19 protein-coding genes are annotated in these 21,979 nt (G+C 64.2%); 12 read left to right on the plus strand and 7 right to left on the minus strand.

Annotation, left to right across the window (positions count from 1 at the left end; all coding sequences use genetic code 11):
• Window positions 1–91 precede the first annotated feature (91 nt).
• The 3 genes from PH586_RS02160 to PH586_RS02170 all read left to right on the plus strand — a co-directional run bounded on the left by PH586_RS02160 (window position 92) and on the right by PH586_RS02170 (window position 2,989).
• Window positions 92–1,345 (plus strand): ATP-binding protein, encoded by a 1,254-nt coding sequence (locus tag PH586_RS02160; RefSeq protein ID WP_271346127.1) that lies wholly within the window; start codon window positions 92–94, stop codon window positions 1,343–1,345.
• 13 nt (window positions 1,346–1,358) lie between these two features.
• The gene (locus PH586_RS02165; RefSeq protein ID WP_172143996.1) at window positions 1,359–1,919 is read left to right on the plus strand and encodes a response regulator transcription factor; all 561 of its coding nucleotides are present in this window, start codon (window positions 1,359–1,361) and stop codon (window positions 1,917–1,919) included.
• 128 nt (window positions 1,920–2,047) lie between these two features.
• Window positions 2,048–2,989, plus strand: coding sequence for an AEC family transporter (locus PH586_RS02170; RefSeq protein ID WP_271346128.1), 942 nt, complete (start codon window positions 2,048–2,050; stop codon window positions 2,987–2,989).
• A gap of 33 nt (window positions 2,990–3,022) precedes the next feature.
• Here the strand turns inward: PH586_RS02170 and pcaC are convergent, their stop codons facing one another.
• From pcaC to gatC, 6 genes are all read right to left on the minus strand, one after another.
• Window positions 3,023–3,400 (minus strand): 4-carboxymuconolactone decarboxylase, encoded by a 378-nt coding sequence (pcaC, locus tag PH586_RS02175; RefSeq protein WP_271346129.1) that lies wholly within the window; start codon window positions 3,398–3,400, stop codon window positions 3,023–3,025.
• 19 nt (window positions 3,401–3,419) lie between these two features.
• Window positions 3,420–4,511 (minus strand): calcium/sodium antiporter, encoded by a 1,092-nt coding sequence (locus PH586_RS02180; RefSeq protein WP_271346130.1) that lies wholly within the window; start codon window positions 4,509–4,511, stop codon window positions 3,420–3,422.
• 90 nt (window positions 4,512–4,601) lie between these two features.
• A complete protein-coding gene (locus PH586_RS02185) occupies window positions 4,602–4,973 on the minus strand; it encodes a septal ring lytic transglycosylase RlpA family protein (RefSeq protein WP_271346132.1) in 372 nt (123 codons plus the stop codon).
• Between the two features lie 173 nt (window positions 4,974–5,146).
• Window positions 5,147–6,595, minus strand: coding sequence for an Asp-tRNA(Asn)/Glu-tRNA(Gln) amidotransferase subunit GatB (gene gatB / locus PH586_RS02190; RefSeq protein ID WP_271346133.1), 1,449 nt, complete (start codon window positions 6,593–6,595; stop codon window positions 5,147–5,149).
• A gap of 11 nt (window positions 6,596–6,606) precedes the next feature.
• A complete protein-coding gene (gene gatA, locus PH586_RS02195) occupies window positions 6,607–8,061 on the minus strand; it encodes an Asp-tRNA(Asn)/Glu-tRNA(Gln) amidotransferase subunit GatA (RefSeq protein WP_271346135.1) in 1,455 nt (484 codons plus the stop codon).
• A complete protein-coding gene (gene gatC / locus PH586_RS02200; RefSeq protein WP_271346136.1) occupies window positions 8,058–8,345 on the minus strand; it encodes an Asp-tRNA(Asn)/Glu-tRNA(Gln) amidotransferase subunit GatC in 288 nt (95 codons plus the stop codon). Before gatC ends, gatA begins: the two co-directional genes overlap by 4 nt.
• Before the next feature lie 448 nt (window positions 8,346–8,793).
• Here gatC and mreB point away from each other — a divergent pair, with 448 nt between their 5' ends.
• From mreB to tldD, 8 genes are all read left to right on the plus strand, one after another.
• Window positions 8,794–9,831 carry a rod shape-determining protein MreB gene (mreB, locus tag PH586_RS02205; protein WP_079203152.1) on the plus strand — a complete coding sequence of 346 codons (1,038 nt, stop codon included), beginning with the start codon at window positions 8,794–8,796 and terminating at the stop codon, window positions 9,829–9,831.
• A gap of 137 nt (window positions 9,832–9,968) precedes the next feature.
• Complete coding sequence (mreC, locus tag PH586_RS02210) at window positions 9,969–10,907, plus strand: rod shape-determining protein MreC (protein ID WP_408636731.1); 939 nt, start codon at window positions 9,969–9,971, stop codon at window positions 10,905–10,907.
• Window positions 10,904–11,392 (plus strand): rod shape-determining protein MreD, encoded by a 489-nt coding sequence (mreD, locus tag PH586_RS02215; protein ID WP_271346137.1) that lies wholly within the window; start codon window positions 10,904–10,906, stop codon window positions 11,390–11,392. The genes mreC and mreD overlap by 4 nt, the downstream gene beginning before the upstream one ends.
• Before the next feature lie 41 nt (window positions 11,393–11,433).
• Window positions 11,434–12,054: a Maf family protein gene (locus tag PH586_RS02220; RefSeq protein WP_271346138.1), complete on the plus strand. Its 621-nt coding sequence runs from the start codon at window positions 11,434–11,436 to the stop codon at window positions 12,052–12,054.
• 55 nt (window positions 12,055–12,109) lie between these two features.
• Window positions 12,110–13,567, plus strand: a complete 1,458-nt coding sequence (gene rng / locus PH586_RS02225) for a ribonuclease G (RefSeq protein WP_271346139.1) — start codon at window positions 12,110–12,112, stop codon at window positions 13,565–13,567.
• A 31-nt stretch (window positions 13,568–13,598) separates the two neighbouring features.
• Window positions 13,599–17,432, plus strand: a complete 3,834-nt coding sequence (locus tag PH586_RS02230) for a YhdP family protein (RefSeq protein WP_271346140.1) — start codon at window positions 13,599–13,601, stop codon at window positions 17,430–17,432.
• A 95-nt stretch (window positions 17,433–17,527) separates the two neighbouring features.
• Window positions 17,528–18,382: a carbon-nitrogen hydrolase family protein gene (locus tag PH586_RS02235; protein WP_271346141.1), complete on the plus strand. Its 855-nt coding sequence runs from the start codon at window positions 17,528–17,530 to the stop codon at window positions 18,380–18,382.
• A 36-nt stretch (window positions 18,383–18,418) separates the two neighbouring features.
• Entirely contained in the window at window positions 18,419–19,861 is a 1,443-nt protein-coding gene (gene tldD, locus PH586_RS02240; protein WP_271346142.1) for a metalloprotease TldD, read from the plus strand.
• A 45-nt stretch (window positions 19,862–19,906) separates the two neighbouring features.
• Here the strand turns inward: tldD and yjgA are convergent, their stop codons facing one another.
• Window positions 19,907–20,425, minus strand: coding sequence for a ribosome biogenesis factor YjgA (gene yjgA / locus PH586_RS02245; protein ID WP_271346143.1), 519 nt, complete (start codon window positions 20,423–20,425; stop codon window positions 19,907–19,909).
• Between the two features lie 117 nt (window positions 20,426–20,542).
• On the opposite strand from yjgA, the gene pmbA reads away from it, so the two are divergent.
• Window positions 20,543–21,889, plus strand: a complete 1,347-nt coding sequence (gene pmbA / locus PH586_RS02250; protein ID WP_271346144.1) for a metalloprotease PmbA — start codon at window positions 20,543–20,545, stop codon at window positions 21,887–21,889.
• Window positions 21,890–21,979 lie beyond the last annotated feature (90 nt).

The following is a 21,979-nucleotide window of genomic DNA, read 5'->3' on the forward strand; positions in this document are numbered from 1 at the left end:
GCCCATGACTGCGGCCAGTTGTCGCAGCGGGCCAGGCGGAGCCTTGGTTATACTCGGCCCGCTCGGCAAACGAGACCTTCTTGGAGAGCCCATGCTCGCACCCGTACAGTTGCTGTCGGCCAGCCGGCAAAATCTCTGGCGCCTGACCCTGATCCGTATCCTGGTTCTGGCCGCCCAGGCGGGCTCGGTGGGCCTGGCCTACAACTCCGGGCTGCTGCCGTTGCCCTGGCAGCAGCTGAGCATCACCCTGGGCGTGTCGCTGCTGTTGTGCCTGCTGACCGCCCTGCGCCTGCGCGGGCCCTGGCCGGTCACCGAGCTGGAATATGCGGTACAGCTGGGCTGCGACCTGATCATCCACAGTGTGCTGCTGTATTACTCGGGCGGCTCGACCAACCCCTTCGTCTCCTACTACCTGGTGCCGCTGACCATCGCTGCGGCGACCTTGCCCTGGTTGTTCACCATCACCCTGTCGGGCCTGGCCCTGGCCGGCTACACGCTACTACTGGTGTGGTCGCACCCGCTTGAATTGCCGTCCGGTCCGCGCGAAAGCCTGTTGATCTATGGCATGTGGCTGAGCTTTGCCCTGGCCGCGGGGCTGATTACCTTCTTCGTCGCCAAGATGGCCGAGGAGCTGCGTGATCAGGAGGAGCTGCGCGCCGAGCGCCGTGAGGAAGGCTTGCGCGACCAGCAGTTGCTCGCCGTGGCTACCCAGGCCGCCGGTGCTGCCCATGAGCTGGGCACGCCGCTGGCGACCATGAGCGTGTTGATCAAGGAGCTGCGCCGCGAGCATCAGGACCCGCTGTTGCAGGAAGACCTGGCGGTGCTGCAGGAGCAGGTCAAGCTGTGCAAGGAAACCCTGCAGCACCTGGTCCGCGCCGCCGAAGCGGACCGGCGCCAGGCGGTGATCGAGCAGTCCGCGGTGGAGTGGCTGGAAACCGCCCTCAATCGCTGGCACCTGATGCGCCCGGAGGCCAGCTACCGCTATCAGTGCCTGGGGCAGGGTACGCCGCCACGCTTGATGCCGCCGGCGGATCTGACCCAGGCGCTGCTCAACCTGTTGAACAACGCGGCCGACGCCTGCCCGGACAAGCTGGACATTCGCCTCGACTGGGATCACCAGTGGCTGCGCCTGAGCATTCGCGATTTTGGTGCCGGGGTGCCTCTGGTGATTGCCGAGCAGATTGGGCGGCCGTTTTTCACCACCAAGGGCAAGGGTTTTGGCCTGGGTCTGTTTCTCAGTCAGGCCAGCGTCACCCGTGCCGGCGGCACGGTAAAGCTGTATAACCACGAAGAGGGCGGCACGCTCACCGAGCTCAAGTTGCCGCGCGCCTATGGCCGAGCCTGAGGAAGTATTGAACATGAGTGACGAAGTCCTATTCGAAGGCGAAGAGCAGCCCCACCTGCTGTTGGTCGACGATGACCCGACTTTTACCCGGGTGATGGCACGGGCCATGAGCCGTCGCGGTCTGCGGGTGTCGACCGCCGGTTCCGCCGAGGAAGGCCTGGCCCTGGCCGAGCAGGATCTGCCGGATTACGCGGTGCTCGACTTGAAGATGGAAGGCGATTCCGGCCTGGTGCTGCTGCCCAAGCTGCTGGAGCTGGATGCGGAGATGCGCGTGGTGATCCTCACCGGCTACTCGAGCATCGCCACCGCGGTGGAGGCGATCAAGCGCGGCGCCTGCAACTACCTGTGCAAACCGGCCGATGCCGACGATGTGCTGGCCGCACTGCTGACCCAGCACGCCGACCTGGACACCCTGGTGCCGGAAAACCCGATGTCGGTGGACCGCCTGCAGTGGGAACATATCCAGCGCGTACTCAGCGAACACGAAGGCAATATCTCCGCCACCGCCCGCGCCCTCGGCATGCACCGGCGCACCTTGCAGCGCAAATTGCAGAAGCGGCCGGTCAAGCGCTGAGCCCGCCGGCACTCTCTGCACGTTCCCCTGGATCGTCTTCGGGCGGGAGCTGCAGAGAGTGCTAGGTTGTCGTACCTCTTCTGTTGCTATGATTAGCCCCCTAAGTAAATTCTCTCCCAGGGGCAGCCATGCTCGCCGTCGTTCAGCAAACCCTCGCCATCACCGCGCCGGTCTTCTCCATGCTGTTTCTCGGCGTGGGCCTCAAACGCCTGGGCTGGATCGACGACGCCTTTATCAATACCGCGTCGTCACTGGTGTTTCGCGGCACCATGCCGGCGTTGCTGTTTCTCGGCATCGTCAAGGCGGACCTGAGAACGGCCCTGCAGCCGGCGCTGCTCGGCTACTTCGTGCTGGCGACCCTGGTGTGTTTCCTGATCGCCTGGGGCTGGGCGATCTGGCACTGGCCGCAGGCGGATCGGGGGATCTACACCCAGGGCGCGTTTCGCGGCAACAACGGCATCGTCGGTCTGGCGCTGGCCACCAGTCTGTACGGCGATTACGGCCTGTCGGTCGGGGCGGTGTTGGGCGGGGTGGTGATCCTTTGCTACAACACCCTGTCCGCCATCGTCCTGGCGCTCTACAGCCCGCACGTCAAGTCCGGCCCCTGGGCCATCGCCAAGAGCATCCTCGGTAATCCGCTGATCATCGGCGTGCTGGCGGCGATACCGATCGCCTACTGGCGGCTGCCGCTACCGGGTTGGCTGATGATCTCGACCCAGTACTTCGCGCAGATGACCCTGCCGCTGGCATTGATCTGCATCGGCGGCACCCTGACGCTGGCCTCGTTGCGCAACAGCAGCGCGATTGCCATCAGTTCAAGCCTGATGAAGATGGTCTGGCTGCCGTTGCTGGCAACCCTGGGCGCCTGGCTGTGCGGCTTTCGCGGCGCCGACCTGGGGATACTCTTCCTCTATTTCGCCAGCCCCACCGCCGCCGCCAGCTTCGTCATGGCGCGGGCGGTGAACGGCAATCATCAGCTGGCGGCAGCGATCATCGTGATCACCACCCTGGCCGCAGTGGTGACGATCAACCTCGGCCTGTTCCTGCTGCAGGGCCTCGGCTGGCTCTAGGCCGGCAATGCCGGGCGGCGCCCGGCTGATCGGTCAGGGCTGCTGGTGCGCCTCGATCACTTCCTGCGCCGCGCGGAAGGCGTCGATGGCCGCCGGCACCCCGGCGTAGACCGCACAGTGCAGCAGCGCCTCGCGGATTTCCTCGACGGTGCAGCCGTTGTTCAGGGCGCCGCGCACGTGGCCCTTGAGTTCCTGTGGGCACCTCAGCGCGGTCAGCGCCGCCAGGGTGATCAGGCTGCGGGTCTTGCGGTCCAGGCCCTCGCGGGTCCAGACGCCACCCCAGGCGTGTTCGTTGACGAAATCCTGCAGGGGTTGGGTGAACGCGGTGGCAGTGTCCAGGGCGCGGTCGACGAAGGCGTCGCCCATGACCTCGCGGCGTGCCTTCAGGCCCTTGTCGTAGTTATCATTCATATGCAGCTCCAGGTTAGGCTCAGGCCGTGCGCTGTTTTTGCCAGGCACGCCCGGCGATTACCACCAGGGTCACCGCCGTCAGCGGTATCACGTAACCGAGCATGGCGTCACCGAAGACCTGGGCCAGCGGTCGACCGGTGGCGAACAGTGCCAGGTAGAGGGTGTAGGCCAGGTAGTAGGCGAGGAATAGCAGGCCTTCCCAGCGATTGATGCGATAACCGGCAAAAAAGATCGGCAGGCAGGCCACGGCCACCGCGATCATCACCGGGAAGTCAAAGGCCAGGGCGTTCGGCGAGATCGAGATCGGCAGCGGCGAGGCCAGCGAGGCCAGGCCGAGGACGAACAGCAGGTTGAAGATGTTGCTGCCGACGATATTGCCCACGGCGATATCGCGTTCGCCGCGGATGGCGGCCATGATTGAAGTCGCCAGTTCCGGTAGCGAGGTGCCGATGGCCACCACGGTCAGGCCGATGATCAGCTCGGACAGGCCGAGGGCGCGGGCCAGGCTGACGGCGCCTTCGACCAGCAGGTTGGAGCCGCTCACCAGCAGGACCAGGCCGGCGACGATCAGTGCCAAGTTGATCAGCCAGGCGTAGGGCTTGGGCGCTTGGTGCAGGCCGAACTCCTTGGCGAACTCGTCGTCATCGGCCGCGCTCTTGTCCCTGAGGTTGCTGATGATCAGAAAGCCGGTGTAGGCCACCACGCCGGTGAACAGCAGGGCGCCGTCGAGTCTGCTCAGGCCGCCGTCCCAGGCCAGGGCGTAGACCACCAGGCTGGCGCCGATCATGATCGGTACATCCAGGCGGATCAGCTGTCGGGAGACGATCAGCGGCGCAACCAGGGCCGTCATGCCGAGGATCAGCAGCACGTTGGCGATATTGCTGCCGATCACGTTGCCGATGGCCAGGTCGCCGCTGTTGTTCAGGGCGGCCTGAATGCTCACCGCACTTTCCGGTGCGCTGGTGCCGAAGGCCACCACGGTCAGGCCGATGACCAAGGGCGGAATACCGAATTGCGCTGCCAGTTTGGCGGCGCCGCGCACCAGCACCTCGGCGCCGGCTACCAGCAATACCAGGCCGGCAATCAGGTAGACGAAGGTCATCGGGGTCATTGCAAGGAGCTCCAGAAAAGAGGCGCTAGTTTAAACATCGGCTTGCAGTACGCCAGAGGGCTATCGCGGGTTCTTTGTAAACAGCTATGTTCACTCGGCCAGTTGCTGCACGCGCACCGGCACCACGCCGGCGCGCAGCATATCCAGCTGTTCGGCGGCCCTTTGCGAGAGATCGATGATGCGTTTCTTGGCGTAGGGGCCGCGGTCGTTGATGCGCACCACTACGCTCTTGTCGTTGCGCAGGTTGGTGACCAGCACCTTGCTGCCGAAGGGCAGGCTGCGATGCGCGGCGGTCAGGGCATGCTGGTCGAAGCGCTCGCCACTGGCAGTTTTCTGGCCATGGTGGCGCGCGCCGTAATAGGACGCTTGACCTTCGGCGCGGTAACCCTGCGGGTCTATCTGGCCCTGGCTGGCGCATGCGCTGAGGAGCAGGGCGATGGTCACGATCAAGAGCAGGCGCATGGCGACTCCTTGGCCGGATGGACAGCGCTTCGAACTTCCATCGGCTTGTGCTGGGAAATCCTGCGCGGGTTTCCACCCTGCGGATAAAACAACGCCGGGCGGGCCCGGCGTTGCGTGTAACGAGGCATTCGTGCCCTGGCCCGGCCATGAGTGACCGGGCGTTGGCGCGAGGTTCAGCCTTCGAGCTTTTTCTTCAGCAGTTGGTTCACCTGGCCGGGGTTGGCCTTGCCCTTGGAGGCTTTCATCGCCTGGCCGACGAAGAAGCCGAACATCTTGCCGCGTTTGGCTTCGTCGCTGGCGCGGTACTGCTCGACCTGCTCGGCATTGGCCGCCAGTACCTCGTCCAGCATCGACTCGATGGCCCCCGAGTCGGTGACCTGCTTGAGGCCTTTGGCTTCGATGATGGCGTCGGCGGAGTCGCCTTCGCCGGCGGCCAGGGCCTCGAACACCATCTTGGCGATCTTGCCGCTGATGGTGTTGTCCTTGATGCGCAGGATCATGCCGCCCAGCTGCGCGGCGGAGACCGGCGACTGCTCGATCGACAGGTTGCCGGTGTTGAGCAGGCTGGAGAGTTCGCCCATCACCCAGTTGGCGGCCAGCTTGGCATCGCCACACACGGCATTGACCGCCTCGAAGTAGTCGGCCAGTTCGCGACTGGCGGCCAGTACGTCGGCGTCGTAGGCGGACAGGCCGAACTGTGCCTCGAAGCGCGCGCGCTTCTGTACCGGCAACTCCGGCAGGCTGGCGCGAATTTCATCGAGGAAGCTCTGCTCGATCACCACCGGCAGCAGGTCGGGGCAGGGGAAGTAACGGTAGTCGTTAGCTTCTTCCTTGCTGCGCATGGAGCGGGTTTCGTCCTTGTTCGGATCGTACAGGCGGGTTTCCTGGACGATCTTGCCGCCGTCTTCGATCCGCTCGATCTGGCGCTGCACTTCGTGGTTGATCGCCTTCTCGATAAAGCGGAAGGAGTTGACGTTCTTGATCTCGGCGCGGGTGCCGTATTCGGCCTGGCCTTTTGGCCGTACCGAGACGTTGCAGTCGCAGCGCAGCGAGCCTTCGGCCATGTTGCCGTCGCAGATGCCGAGGTAGCGCACCAGGGCGTGGATGGCCTTGACGTAGGCCACCGCTTCCTTGGCGCTGCGGATATCCGGCTCGGAGACGATCTCCAGCAGCGGCGTGCCGGCACGATTGAGGTCGATGCCGCTCATGCCGTGGAAGTCTTCGTGCAGGCTCTTGCCGGCGTCTTCTTCCAGGTGCGCGCGGGTGATGCCGATGCGCTTTTGCGTGCCGTCTTCCAGGGTGATGTCGAGGAAGCCCTTGCCGACGATGGGGTGATCCATCTGGCTGGTCTGATAGCCCTTGGGCAGGTCCGGGTAGAAGTAGTTCTTGCGCGCGAAGACGTTGCTCGGCGCGATGTGCGCGTCGATGGCCAGGCCGAACTTGCAGGCCATGCGCACGGCTTCGGCGTTGAGCACCGGCAGGGTGCCGGGCATGCCGAGGTCAACCAGGCTGGCCTGGGTGTTGGGTTCGGCGCCGAAGGCGATGGCGCTGGCAGAAAAAATCTTCGATTGGGTGCTGAGCTGTGCGTGGATTTCCAGCCCGATTACGGTTTCCCATTGCATCTATTTATTCCTCAGAAGCCAGCCGGAGCTTGTGTGTGCCAGTCAGTAACCTGTTGGTACTGGTGGGCGACGTTGAGCAGGCGGCCTTCCTGGAAATAGGGTGCGAGCAGCTGCACCCCCACCGGCAAGCCGTCGACGAAGCCGGCCGGCATCGACAGGCCGGGAATACCGGCGAGGTTGGCGGTGATGGTGTAGATGTCTTCCAGGTAGGCGGCGACCGGGTCGTTGTTCTTCTCGCCGAGTTTCCAGGCCAGGTTCGGCGTGGTCGGGCCGAGAATCACGTCCACCTCGTCGAAGGCACTGACGAAGTCGTTCTTGATCAGGCGGCGAATCTTCTGTGCTTTCAGGTAGTAGGCGTCGTAGTAACCGGCGGACAGGGCATAGGTGCCGATCATGATGCGGCGTTTGACCTCGGCGCCGAAGCCTTCGCCGCGCGAGCGCTTGTACAGGTCTTCGAGGTTGACCGGGTTTTCGCAGCGGTAGCCGAAGCGCACGCCGTCGAAGCGCGACAGGTTGGAGCTGGCTTCGGCCGGGGCGATCACGTAATAGGCCGGGATCGCATGCTGCATGGCCGGCAGGCTGATGTCCTTGACCGTGGCGCCGAGCTTTTTCAGCTCCTCGACCACGCTCAGCACCGCCTCGGCAATACGGCTGTCGAGGCCGGAGCCGAAGTACTCCCTGGGCAGGCCGATGCGCAGGCCATGCAGCGGTTTGGCCAAAGCCGCGAGGTAGTCATCGACCGGCTGGTCGACACTGGTGGAGTCTTTCGGGTCGAAACCGGCCATGGCCTGCAGCATCAGGGCGCAGTCTTCGGCGCTACGGGCCAGTGGGCCGCCCTGGTCGAGGCTGGAGGCGTAGGCGATCATGCCCCAGCGCGAGACGCGGCCGTAGGTCGGTTTGATCCCGGTGAGGTTGGTTAGCGCCGCCGGCTGGCGGATCGAGCCGCCGGTATCGGTGCCGGTCGCAGCGGGCAGCAGGCGTGCGGCCACGGCTGCGGCCGAACCACCGGAGGAGCCGCCCGGTACGCGGGTCAGGTCCCAGGGGTTTTTCACCGCGCCGTAATGGCTGGACTCGTTGGCCGAGCCCATGGCGAATTCGTCCATGTTCAGCTTGCCCAGGGTCACGCTGCCGGCGGCGGCGAGCTTCTCCACCACTGTGGCGTTATAGGGCGCCTTGAAGCCTTGGAGGATTTTCGAACCGCAGCTGGTCAGCACATCCTGGGTGCAGAACAGGTCCTTGTGGCCGATCGGTGCACCGAGCAGGGCGCCGGTTTCACCCGCAGCGCGGCGGGCGTCGGCGGCCTTGGCCTGCCCAAGGGCCAGCTCTTCGGTGACGCTGATGAAACTGTTGAGCTGCGGGTCGAGTTGCCCAATGCGTTGCAGCAGGCTGCGGGTCAGTTCCTCGGCGGAAAATTGTTTGGCGGCCAGGTCGCGGGCGATTTCAGCCAGGGTCAGTCGATGCATCACTCAATCACCTTGGGAACCAGATACAGGCCGTTCTCGACGGCCGGGGCGATCGCCTGGTAGGCGTCGCGGTGGTTTGCTTCGGTCACCACGTCGGCGCGCAGGCGCTGGGTCGCTTCCAGGGGGTGGGCCAGTGGCTCGATACCCGTGGTGTCGACCGCCTGCATCTGATCGATCAGGCCGAGAATATTGTTGAGGGTCTCGGTGGTACGTGGAATTTCGCTTTCATTCAGGCCCAGTCGGGCCAGATGGGCGATTTTTTCCACCTCGGAGCGTTCAAGCGCCATTGTGGTTCTCCAGTAGAGGGCAGCTAATTGAAAGGTGCGTGGGTCGCCATGCCTAGCCGGCCGTTATGACTACATAGCTCGGCTAGGCGGCATTGAACTCAGCCTCGCGTGCGAGCCCAGTCAAAATGCGCATGTACAACCTGTGCACAGCACTTTTTTGGCTGACTTCGCCTGGCTACGCGCCCCGGCCCAGCCTTCACCCGCTCGATATTTCAAGGCCCTGCTCAGCTGTGCAGGGAACGGATTCTGTGAGCGGGTGGTCAAAGGCCGCGATGATGGGCCGTAAAGCCCCGAAAAACAGGCAATCTAACATATTGCCGCCTTGCTCAAAATCCCTGTCGTTGTTAGAGTTTGCCGCACTTTTTATTCGCACGTCGCCGCGCGGTTGATTATCTGCGCGTAACCCGCGCGTTGCTTTTACCCACGCGTTGCCTAGGGTCACTCTCCCATGTTCAAAAAACTGCGTGGCATGTTTTCCAGCGATCTGTCGATCGACCTGGGCACTGCCAATACCCTGATTTATGTGCGCGAGCGCGGTATCGTCCTCAACGAGCCGTCGGTCGTAGCCATCCGTACCCACGGCAACCAGAAAAGCGTCGTTGCTGTCGGTACCGAAGCCAAGCGCATGCTCGGTCGCACCCCTGGCAATATCGCAGCTATCCGGCCGATGAAGGATGGCGTGATCGCCGACTTCAGCGTGTGCGAAAAGATGCTGCAGTACTTCATCAACAAGGTTCACGAGAACAGCTTTCTGCAGCCTTCGCCGCGCGTGCTGATCTGCGTGCCGTGCAAGTCCACCCAGGTGGAGCGCCGCGCCATCCGTGAATCGGCCCTTGGTGCCGGTGCCCGCGAAGTGTTCCTGATCGAAGAGCCAATGGCTGCCGCCATCGGTGCCGGCCTGCCGGTGGAAGAAGCGCGTGGTTCCATGGTCGTCGATATCGGCGGCGGTACCACGGAAATTGCCCTGATTTCGCTGAACGGCGTGGTCTACGCCGAATCCGTGCGGGTCGGTGGCGATCGTTTCGACGAAGCCATCATCACCTATGTGCGGCGCAACTACGGTTCGCTGATCGGTGAATCCACCGCCGAGCGGATCAAGCAGGAAATCGGCACCGCCTACCCGGGCGGTGAAGTCCGCGAGGTCGACGTGCGTGGCCGCAACCTGGCCGAAGGCGTGCCGCGTGCCTTCACCCTCAACTCCAATGAGGTGCTGGAAGCCCTGCAAGAATCCCTGGCCACTATCGTGCAGGCGGTCAAGAGCGCGCTGGAGCAGTCACCGCCGGAGCTGGCGTCGGATATCGCCGAGCGTGGCCTGGTGTTGACCGGCGGCGGCGCCTTGTTGCGTGATCTGGACAAGTTGCTGGCCCAGGAAACCGGTCTGCCGGTGATTGTTGCCGAAGACCCGCTGACCTGCGTCGCCCGTGGCGGCGGCAAGGCCCTGGACATGATGGATCGCCACACCATGGACCTGCTGTCCACGGAGTGAGCTGTCTGCGCCAAGTCTCGAGCTGCAAGCCGGGTTTCCACTCGCTTGCAGCTTTTTGTTTGCTGCTTGACGCTTGAGAGGAGCTCGCCATAAAACCGCTATTTGCCAAGGGGCCTTCGCTCGGAGTACGCCTGCTGGTGTTCGCTGTGCTATCGGCTGCGCTGATGGTGGTGGATGCGCGACTTACCGTGTTGCAGCCGTTGCACCGCCAGTTGGGCTTTATTGTCGAGCCGTTCTACTGGCTCGGCCGTTTGCCGGTGACCCTGTGGGACAGTGCCACTCAGGAGCTCAGCTCGCGCAGTGACCTGGCGGCCGAGAATGAAAAACTCAAGGCCGAAAGCCTGGTGATGCAGCGGCGGCTGCAGAAACTGGCGGCGTTGACCGAGCAGAATGTGCGCTTGCGCGAGCTGCTCAATTCGTCGGCGCTGGTCGACGATGAGGTATTGGCCACCGAGCTGATCGGTATCGATCCCAACCCCTTCACCCGCCGTATCCTGATCGACAAGGGCGGCAAAGATGGCGTGTTGCTCGGCCAGCCGGTGCTCGATGCACGTGGCCTGATGGGCCAGGTGGTCGAGGTGTTGCCCTACACCTCGCGGGTGCTGTTGCTCACCGACACTACCCACAGCATCCCGGTGCAGGTCAATCGCAATGGCCTGCGCGCGATCGCCACCGGTACCGGTAACCCGGAGCGCCTGGAGTTGCGCCATGTGGCCGATACCGCGGACATCAAGGAAGGCGATCTGCTCCTCAGCTCCGGGATGGGCCAACGTTTTCCGGCGGGCTATCCGGTGGCGGTGGTCACCGAGGTGATTCACGACTCCGGTCAGCCGTTTGCGATTGTCCGCGCCATGCCCACGGCCGACTTGAATCGCAGCCGCTACATGCTGCTGGTCTTCACCGACCCGCGTACCGCCGAACAGCGCGCCAGTGATTCGGCCGAGGCCCAGGAAGCGGCGGATCGTCAGGCCCTTGAGCCTTTGGCGAGCGGCTCCTCGCTGCCGGCAGCCCCCCAAGGGGCCGCGGACGCTGCGCCAGCCACCTCATCCCCCCCTGCTGCGGAGCCTCGCCAATGATTGCCTTGCGTGCGCGCAATACCTGGGTGATCTGGCTAAGCCTGGCCCTGGCCCTGCTGCTCAGTGTGTCCAGCTTGCCCCAGTTCATGGAGGTTGGCCGGCCGCTGTGGCTGGCGCTGTTCCTGACCTATTGGGTGCTGGCCTTGCCCCATCGAGTGGGCATGACCACGGCCTGGTGCGTCGGTCTGTTGGCCGATGTGCTGAACGGTTCGCTACTGGGGCAGAATGCCCTGATTCTTACCCTGGTGATCTTCCTGGTAATGAATCTGCAGCAGCGCTTGCGTATGTTCCCCATGTGGCAGCAGAGCATGGTGCTGCTGGTGGTGTTCGGTCTGGCCCAGTTGGTCCAGCTGTGGCTCAATGCCTTGACCGGTAGCCGTCCACCCACCCTGGCGTTCGTCTTGCCGGCACTGGTCAGCGCACTGCTGTGGCCATGGGTTTGTGTCATCCTGCGCGGTGTGCACAAGCGCCTCAGCGTCAATTGAGTGCGGCAGGCTCCGCACGAATCCGACAGGGAGACGTCCGTATGACTACCCTTTACCTGGCATCCGGGTCGCCGCGACGGAGCGAGTTATTGGCCCAGATCGGTGTGCCCTTCATCACGCAAATCGTTCCCGTCGATGAAAGCTTATTGCCAGACGAGTCGCCCTGCGCCTATGTAGAGCGTCTGGCTCGCGCCAAAGCGCAGGCCGGCCTGGCCGCCTTGGCTGATCCGGGTGAGGCTGTAGTGCTCGGTGCCGATACCGCCGTGGTCCTCGATGGACAGATTCTCGGCAAGCCGCAGGATCGCGTCGAAGCGCTGGCGACCCTGAGCGCGCTGTCCGGTCGCGAGCATCTGGTGCTGACGGCTGTGGCCTTGGCGTCGACCGCCAAGGTGGCCGCGCGGGTGGTCAGCAGTCGGGTGCGCTTTCGCCCGTTGAGCCGCGAAGAGATCGAGGCGTATTGGGCCACCGGCGAGCCCCGGGACAAGGCTGGCAGTTATGGTATTCAAGGGTTGGCGGCAGTGTTCGTCAGCCAGTTGCAGGGCAGTTACTCGGCCGTGGTGGGCTTGCCCCTGTGCGAAACCGCCGAGTTGCTCGCAGAATTTAGCATTCCGTGCTGGCAGACGTTGTCAGTCCATAGTCAAGAGGGTGTAGGTCGCGGGTGAGCGCCGAAGGCTGGCGCTGCCTGGCTTGCCGCTTCGTCGGACCAGAGATACAGCCATGAGTGAAGAGATCCTGATCAATATCACGCCGATGGAGTCGCGCGTGGCGGTGGTGGAGAACGGCGTGCTGCAAGAAGTGCATGTCGAGCGCACGCAAAAGCGCGGTATCGTCGGCAACATCTACAAGGGCAAGGTGGTGCGGGTGTTGCCGGGTATGCAAGCGGCGTTCGTCGACATCGGCCTGGATCGTGCAGCCTTTATCCATGCCTCGGAAATTTCCAGTCGCGAAGGCAGTGCGGTGGAAAGCATCAGCGCCCTGGTGCATGAAGGCCAGGCGCTGGTGGTGCAGGTCACCAAGGACCCGATCGGTAGCAAGGGCGCGCGGCTGACCACCCAGCTGTCGATCCCTTCGCGTTACCTGGTGTACATGCCGCGTACCAGTCATGTCGGCATCTCCCTGAAGATCGAGAACGAAGCCGAACGCGAGCGCCTCAAGCAGGTGGTGGCCGACTGCGTCGCGGCCGAAGGCATCGCCGAGGCCGGCGGCTTTATCTTGCGCACCGCCGCCGACGGTGTGGGCGCCGACGAAATTCTGCTGGATATCCGCTACCTGCGCCGTCTGTGGGATCAGATTGCGGCGCAGAAGCAGAGCGCACCGGCGCCGTCAGTGATCTACGAAGACCTCAGCCTGGCCCTGCGCACCCTGCGCGATCTGGTCGGCCCGCGCACCGAAAAGATCCGCATCGACTCGCGGGAAACTTTCCAGAAGATCACCCAGTTCGTCGCCGAGTTGATGCCGGAAATCGCCGATCGTCTGGAGCACTATCCGGGTGAGCGGCCGATCTTCGATTTGTACGGCGTCGAAGACGAGATCCAGCGGGCGCTGGAACGCAAGGTGCCGCTGAAGTCCGGGGGTTACCTGATCATCGATCCGGCCGAGGCGATGAGCACCATCGACGTCAATACCGGGGCCTTCGTCGGTCACCGCACCCTCGAAGAGACGATCTTCAAGACCAATCTCGAGGCGGCCACCGCCATCGCTCGTCAACTGCGCCTGCGTAACCTCGGCGGTATCATCATCATCGACTTCATCGACATGGAAGATGAAGAACACCAGCGCCAGGTGCTGCGTACCCTGGAAAAGCAGCTGGAGCGCGATCACGCCAAGACCAACATCATCGGGATCACCGAGTTGGGCCTGGTACAGATGACCCGCAAGCGCACGCGCGAGAGCCTCGAGCAGATACTCTGCGAGCCCTGCGGCTGCTGCCAGGGCCGCGGCAAGATGAAGACGCCGGAAACCACCTGTTACGAGATTTTTCGCGAGATCCTGCGTGAGGCGCGGGCCTACCAGGCCGAGGGCTATCGCGTCCTGGCCAACCAGAAAGTGGTGGATCGCCTGCTCGATGAAGAGTCGGGCAATGTTGCCGATCTCGAAGCCTTTATCGGCCGTACCATCAAGTTTCAGGTCGAGACGATCTACTCCCAGGAGCAATACGATGTGGTGCTGCTGTGAATCGCTCCGCCGTGTTCAAGGTATGAACTGAATGGCGCTTCTGGCCCGTTTGTCGGTGGTGGCGTTGCGCTGGGGACTGAGCTTGTGCGCACTGGGCCTGGTGCTGGCCGCGCTCTACGTCAGCCTTGGTCGCGAGTTGGTGCCATGGGTCGCCGAGTATCGTCTGGAGGCAGAAGACCAGGCCACCGCCGCACTCGGCATGCCGCTGCGCATAGGCCGTCTGGAAGGGCGCTGGCAGGGTTTCGCGCCACTGTTGATCGCCCATGACGTGCAGTTGGGCGAAGGTGCCAGCGCACTGCGCCTGGATCAAGTGCGTCTGGTGCCGGACGTGCTCGCCAGCCTGTCGGCGCGCCAGCCGCGGCTGGCCAATCTGGAACTGGAAGGCTTGCAGTTCAGCCTGCTGCAGGACGAACAGGGCGCTTGGGCGCTTAAGGGGCTGCCGCAGCGCAGTGAGCCCCTGGCCCTGGATGTCGCTCGGGTATTGCGGCAGTTGCAAGCGGTCAACCGTGTGTCGCTGCTGAACAGCCAGGTGACCCTGGAAGCCCGTGAGCTGCCGGCCGTTACCCTGACGTACGTCAACCTGACCCTGCGCAATGGCGCCAGTCGGCAGCGTCTGGATGCGCGCCTGCTGCTCCCCGATGGCCAGCCGGTTGCCTTGCAACTGCGCACGCGCATGCAAGCCGAGCGCTGGCGCGAGATGCGGGCCGAGCTGTACCTGAGCCTGCCGCAAAGCGATTGGGCGCGCTGGTTGCCGCCGAGCGTGACCCGCGAGTGGCGTCTTGAGCAGTTGCAGGCCGGCGGTGAAGTCTGGCTGGACTGGGCCGATGGTGCCTTGCAGCGTGCCGTCAGTCGCTTGCATGCGCCGCAAGTGGTGGGGGCCTATCTTGAGCGTGAGGCGGCGCAGGTGCAGAACCTCGCCCTCAACGCCTATTTCGAGCGTACCGCGCAGGGCTTCGAGCTGCTCCTGGACGATCTGGCCTTGAGCCAGGGCGAGACCCGCTGGGGCGAAGTGCAGCTGGGTCTCAGTCATCGTCAGGACAGTGCTGAAGTCGAAGAGCAATGGTCGCTCGCGGCTGATCGCCTCGACCTGGCGCCGCTGCTGCCGCTGGTCGAGGCCCTGGCACCCTTGCCGGACAAGGCCCAGGCTGTGCTCGCTAGCCTGCAGCCGCACGGGGCCTTGCGCAACATCCAGGTGGATTACCGGCCGCAGGCCGAAGGCGACAAACGCCTGCAATTCGCCGCCAATCTCGAACACATCGGTTTTGCCGCCCATGAGGCCTCGCCCGCGGCAGAAAATATCAGCGGCAGTGTGGCCGGTGACCTCGGGCAGGGCGAGCTACGCCTGGCGGCGGAGAATTTCTCCCTGCATCTGGCCACGTTGTTCCCCCAGCCCTGGCTGTACAGTCAGGCCAATGCCCGGCTGACCTGGCAACTGGATGAGCAGGCCTTCACCCTGCGCAGCCCCTATCTGCAAGTCGTCGGCGAGGAGGGGCCAGTTGCCGGTGACTTCCTGATCCGCCTGATGTTCGATCCCGAGGCCGAGGACTACATGGACCTGCGCGTGGGGCTGCGTAACGGCGACGCGCGCTATACCGAGAAATACCTGCCGACCCGCGCCCCTGGCTTCAGTCCGCAACTGGCTGACTGGTTGAAGACCGCGATTCGCGGCGGCAAGGTCAATGAAGGCTATTTTCAATTTCAGGGTTCGCTGAACAAGGGCGCCGCCGATGCCGCGCGCAGTATCAGCCTGTTCTTCGCCGTGGAGGATGCCGAACTGGCCTTCCAGCCGGGTTGGCCGGCACTGCGCGAGGCGCGTGGCGAGGTGTTCATCGAAGACAGCGGCGTACGGGTGCGGGTGGCCGAGGCGCGTATCCTCGATAGTCGGGTGCGTAACGCCGCGGCTGACATCCCTCACGCCGCGTCGGGGAAGACACTGCGGCTGCTGTTGAACAGCGAGCTGGAAAGCAGCGTTGGCGATGCCCTGAAAATTCTCCAGGACGCGCCCATGGGCACTGCCGAGACGTTCGCCGGCTGGCGGGGCGAGGGGCCGTTATCGGGCAGGCTCAAACTCGACCTGCCGCTGCACAAGGGGCAAGCATCGGACGTCGAGGTGATAGTCGACTTCGCCACCGAAGGTGCACGGCTGCAGTTGACCAATCCCGAGCTGGAGCTTAGCCAGCTGAAGGGGGCTTTTCGCTATGACACGGCCAGTGGCTTGAGTGCTCCGGATATTCGCGCGCAAATCCTCGGCCATGCCGTACGTGGCAAGGCCATGGCTGAAGGTAGCCGTGGCCAGGCGCGGACCCAGATCGAAGCTCATGGCCAGGTGCCGCTGAGCACCCTGACTGCCTGGCTGGGCGTGACCGAGCCGCTGCCTGTGAGCGGGACTTTACCCTATCGCCTGCGTCTGACGCTGGATGGGGTCGACAGCCAACTGCGCGTGGATTCCAATCTTCAGGGGGTGGCCGTCGCCCTACCGGCGCCTTTCGGCAAAAGCGCCGGCGAGGAAAGCTATGCCGATTGGCGCATGACCTTGAGTGGCGCCGAGCGGCGCTATTGGCTGGAATATGCCGATCTGGCGAGCCTGGCCTTCGCGGCACCGCCCGGCCAGTTGGCCGAGGGCCGCGGCGAGTTGCGTCTGGGCGACGGCCCGGCGCTGTTGCCGGCGGCGTCCGGGGTGCGCTTGCGTGGGCAAATCAGCGAGCTGGATTGGCCGGCCTGGCAGGCGGCGCTCAAGCCTTATGTCGGTGTGGCGCGCGAGGATGCGCAGCAGGTGTTCAGGGATGCGCGACTGCAGATCGGGCGATTCCACGGCTTTGGCAGTACTGTCGAGAACCTCGGGGTACAGCTCAAGCGCGGGGCTGGCGCCTGGTTGCTCAACCTGGATAGCGCGCTGCTGAAAGGTCGGGTCGACTTGCCGGACGTCGACGCGACGCCTATCGCGGTCAATCTGGAGTACCTGCGTTTGCCGGCGGCTGCCGCCAAGGATGCCGTGGTCGAGGAGCGCGCGGATCCGCTGCTTGGGGTCGACCCGCGGCAGATTCCCGCCATCGACCTGCACATCGATCAGGTGCTGCAAGGGGCCGAGCTGCTGGGCGCGTGGTCGCTGAAAGCGCGGCCGAATGCTACGGGGGTGCAGTTCAACGACCTGGACCTGGATCTGAAGGGCTTGCAACTGGCCGGCAGTGCCGGATGGCAGGGCACGGCCGAGGCCAGCAGTAGCTGGTACAAGGGACGCCTGCAGGGCGAGGACCTGGCCGATGTGCTGCTGGCCTGGGACTTCGCGCCGACGGCCAACAGTGAAAGCTTTCAGCTGGATGTCGACGGGCGTTGGCCGGGTTCGCCTGCGTGGGTCAGTCTGAAGCGCTTTTCCGGCAGCATGGATGCAACCTTGCGCAAGGGCCAGTTCACTGAGGTGCAAGGCCCTGCATCGGCGCTACGGGTATTCGGCCTGCTCAACTTCAACTCGATTGGCCGCCGTCTGCGCCTGGACTTTTCCGACCTGCTCGACAAGGGGTTGAGTTATGACCGGGTCAAGGGACTGCTGGTCGCCAGCGACGGAGTGTACGTCACCCGCATACCCATTACCCTGACCGGGCCATCGAGCAATCTGGAGTTGGACGGTACCCTGAACCTGGCCGATGATCTGGTCGATGCCAAGCTGCGGGTAACCTTGCCGTTGAGCAATAACCTGCCGCTGGCGGCATTGATCGTCGGCGCACCGGCGATTGGCGGGGCGTTATTCCTGGTGGACAAGCTGCTGGGCGATCGTGTGGCACGTTTTGCCAGTGTGCAATACAGCGTCACGGGCCGTTGGCAGGATCCGCAGATCACCTTCGACAAGCCTTTTGATACGTCGCGCTGAGCAGCCATTGAGCAAAAACCGTTGCGCCGGGCGATGCAGTCGATGGCCATGGCTTGTAAGCTGAAGGCCCAACCACTCAGCGACCTGGAGTGCGCATGACCCTCGCGGTGATTCAAATGGTCAGCCGGGACGAAGTGCCGGCCAATCTGCATCAGGCCCGGCGCCTGCTCGAGCAGGCGGCGGCGGGCGGAGCGCGCCTGGCGGTATTGCCGGAGAATTTCGCCGCCATGGGCCGCCGCGATCTGGCCGCGCTGGGTCGCAGCGAAGCGCGCGGTGAGGGACCGATTCTGCCCTGGTTGAAACAGGCCGCCCGCGACCTCAAGTTATGGATAGTGGCCGGTACCTTGCCCTTGCCGCCTGCGGGTCAGCCCGAGGCAAAGGCGCGGGCCTGTTGCCTGGTGCTCGACGAGCATGGTGAGCAGGTCGCGCGCTACGACAAGCTGCACCTGTTCGATGTGGAGGTCGGCGACAGCCAGGGCCGTTACCGCGAATCCGATGATTTTGCCCACGGCAGCCAGGTCGTAGTGGTCGATACCCCCGTTGGGCGCCTGGGCTTGACGGTGTGCTACGACCTGCGTTTCCCTGAACTCTATGGCGCCCTGCGTGAAGCCGGGGCGGAGTTGATCAGCGTGCCGGCGGCCTTCACTGCGCTGACCGGTGCGGCGCATTGGCAGGTACTGGTGCGGGCCCGCGCCATCGAGACTCAGTGTTGCCTGCTGGCCGCCGGCCAGGGTGGCATTCATCCCGGCGGGCGCGAGACTTTCGGCCATTCGGCCATCGTCGATCCCTGGGGCCGGGTGTTGGCCGAGCAGGCGCAAGGCGAAGCGGTCTTGCTGGCCAGCCGCGATGCCGTCGAGCAGGCGGCGATTCGCCAACGCATGCCGGTGAGCCGGCATAAACGATTTTTTGCAGCGGCCGAACCACGGTTGCCGGGTTTGGAACAGTCATGAACGAGATGAAGCAGCCATGAACGAGATGAAGCCAGTATGAGCGAGATGTTGTTATCCGTCAGTGAGCACCTGTTGGGCCCGGGCGGCTTGACCCTCGACCATTTGCCAGGGGTGCTGGGCGAATTGTCCGGTCCCGGTATCGATGCGGCCGATCTGTATTTTCAGAGCCAGGTGTCCGAGACCTGGGTGCTGGAGGACGGCATCGTCAAGGAGGGCAGTTTCAACCTGGATCAGGGCGTCGGCGTGCGTGCCCAGTCCGGTGAGAAAACCGGGTTTGCCTACAGCAACGCCATCACCGCCGAGGCGCTGACCCAGGCCGCCCGTGCCGCTCGCTCGATTGCCCGTGCCGGGCAGAACGCGCGGGTGCAGGCCTTCAGCAGCCCGCAGGTCACCGCCTTGTATGCGCCGGAAAACCCGCTGGACGTGATCGGCCGGGCGCAGAAGGTCGAGTTGCTCAAGCAGATCGATGTGGCCACGCGTGCCCTCGATTCGCGGATCAAGCAGGTCACGGTCAGCCTCGCTGGGGTCTGGGATCGCATTCTGGTGGCGGCGCAGGACGGCAGCCTGGGCGTCGATATTCGCCCGTTGGTGCGTTTCAATGTCAGCGTGATCGTCGAGCAGAATGGCCGCCGCGAGCGCGGCAGTCATGGTGGTGGCGGGCGTAGCGACTATCGCTACTTCATGACCGAGGATCGCGCCATGGGCTATGCCCGCGAGGCGCTGCGCCAGGCCCTGGTCAATCTCGAAGCGATTCCCGCGCCAGCCGGCACCCTGCCGGTGGTGATGGGCGCCGGTTGGTCAGGCGTGCTGCTGCACGAGGCGGTCGGCCATGGCCTGGAAGGCGATTTCAATCGCAAGGGCAGCTCCGCCTACAGCGGGCGCATGGGCGAGAAGGTCGCCTCCAGTCTGTGCACCATCGTCGATGACGGCACCCTGCTCGGGCGACGTGGCTCGCTCAGCGTGGATGACGAAGGCACGCCGACCCAGTGCACCACGCTGATCGAGAACGGCGTGCTCAAGGGCTATATGCAGGACAAGTTGAACGCCCGCCTGATGGGCGTCGCACGCACCGGCAACGGTCGCCGCGAATCCTACGCGCACCTGCCGATGCCGCGCATGACCAATACCTACATGCTGGCAGGGGAAAGCGACCCGGAAGAAATCATCCGCTCGGTGAAGAAGGGCATCTACTGCGCCAACCTCGGCGGCGGCCAGGTCGACATCACCAGCGGCAAGTTCGTCTTCTCCACCAGCGAGGCCTACCTGATCGAAGACGGCAAGATCACCGCGCCGGTCAAGGGCGCCACCCTGATCGGCAACGGCCCCGAGGCCATGAGCCGGGTGTCGATGGTCGGCAACGACCTGGCCCTGGACAGCGGCGTTGGCACCTGCGGCAAGGACGGTCAGTCGGTGCCGGTCGGCGTCGGCCAGCCGACCCTGAAGATCGATGCGATTACCGTGGGCGGGACGGGGGCTTAGGGTGGGGCAGGCGAGCGCCTGAGCCAACCCTGGTGGAGGCAGGCGTTAGCGCAGGCCGCGCTGGCTTTCGTCCAGTTCGCGGATGTATTTGAAGATCTTGCGCGAGGCCGCTGGCGCTTTGTTCTGCGCCAGTTCGTGCTGGGCCTGACGAATCAACTGACGCAGGTGTTGCCGGTCTGCTGCAGGATAGTCGCCGACAAAGGCTTCCAGGGTGTCGTCGGTACCGTTGATAAGACGGTCACGCCAGCGCTCCAGGCCATGAAAGCGTTCGTTGTACTGGCGAGTCGAGGCGTCCAGTTGGTCGAGCAGGGTCAGAATCGCGTCGATGTCCTGATCGCGCATCAGCCGGCCGATAAACTGCACATGGCGCTTTTTCGCGGAATTGGCCGTGTGCTTGGGCGCCTCTTCGAGGGCGCGGCGCAATTCGTCGGTCAGTGGCAGTTTGTTGAGCAGGTCGGGCTTCAGGGTGGTCAGGCGTTGACCCAGGTCTTGCAAGGCGTGCAGCTCGCGCTTGACCTGGGTTTTACTCTTCTCGCCGGAGAAGTCATCAAGATATTCAGGCATGGGGGCGGTCCAATGGAAAACGCCGCCATGATAGCAAGTATCCAACTGCAAGCGTTCGGCCCGCAGCATCACGTGCGACGCGCGCAGTAGATCCCGGACAGATTTTTAGGAGTTGTTATGAGTGCAGTAGAAATTGTCGGCCCCGAGGCCGTGCCGCAGTTGCAGGCGCAGGTCGAGCAGATCATCGCCGAGGCGAAGAAGCAGGGCGCCAGTGCCTGCGAGGTGGCCGTGTCGGTGGAGCAAGGCTTGTCCACCTCGGTTCGCCAGGGCGAGGTCGAGACGGTCGAGTTCAATCGTGACCAGGGGTTCGGCATCACCCTGTATGTCGGCCAGCGCAAGGGCTCGGCCAGCACCTCGGCGAGTGGCGATGCCGCTATCCGGGAAACCGTGGCGGCGGCTCTGGCGATTGCCAAGCATGCGTCCGAAGATGAGGCGGCGGGCTTGGCCGATGCCGCGCTGATGGCGCGCGAGTTGCCGCAACTGGACTTGTATCACGCCTGGGCCATCAGCCCTGAGCAGGCCATCGAGCAGGCGCTGCGCTGTGAAGCCGCCGCCTTTGCCGCGGATCAGCGGATCAAGAACGCCGACGGTACCACCCTCAATACTCACCAGGGCTGCCGGGTGTATGGCAACAGCCATGGTTTCGTCGCAGGCTATGCCAGCACGCGGCACAGCTTGAGCTGTGTGATGATCGCCGAGGACGGCGGGCAGATGCAGCGCGATTACTGGTACGACGTCAATCGTCAGGGCGAACTGCTGGCCGATGCCGCCGGGATTGGCCAGCGTGCCGCGCAGCGTGCGGTCAGTCGCCTGGGTGCGCGCCCGGTGCCGACTTGCGAAGTGCCGGTGCTGTTTTGCGCCGAACTGGCCACCGGGCTGTTCGGGCATTTCCTCGCGGCTATTTCCGGCGGCAACCTGTACCGCAAGTCATCCTTTCTCGAGGATGCCCTGGGCCAGCAGTTGTTCCCCGACTGGCTTACCCTCGACGAGCGCCCGCATATTCCGCGTGCCCTGGGCAGTGCGGCCTTCGACGGCGATGGGCTGGCGACCTATGCCAAGCCGTTTGTCGCGGGCGGCGAGCTGGTCTCCTACATACTTGGCACCTACTCGGGGCGCAAGCTGGGCATGCCGAGCACGGCCAACTCCGGTGGTGTGCACAACCTGTTCGTCAGCCATGGAACGGAAGACCAGCAGGCGCTGCTCAAGCGCATGGGCCGCGGCCTGCTGGTCACCGAGTTGATGGGCCAGGGCCTGAACATGGTCACCGGCGACTATTCGCGCGGGGCTGGTGGTTTCTGGGTGGAGAACGGCGAGATCCAGTTCCCGGTGCAGGAAGTGACCATCGCCGGCAATCTGCGCGACATGTTCAAGCAGATAGTCGCGGTGGGCAACGATCTCGAGCTGCGCAGTAACATCCGCACCGGTTCGGTGTTGATCGAGAAGATGACGGTGGCGGGTAGCTGAGGGGTAGCTGCAAGCCATAGGCCGGGTTAGCGGCGCGTGCCGCTGACCGAAGGCTGCTGCCGGACTAAGGCGCCGCGTAACCCGGTGGGG

The organism is Pseudomonas aestuarii (assembly GCF_027988105.1).
Taxonomy (GTDB): domain Bacteria; phylum Pseudomonadota; class Gammaproteobacteria; order Pseudomonadales; family Pseudomonadaceae; genus Aquipseudomonas; species Aquipseudomonas aestuarii.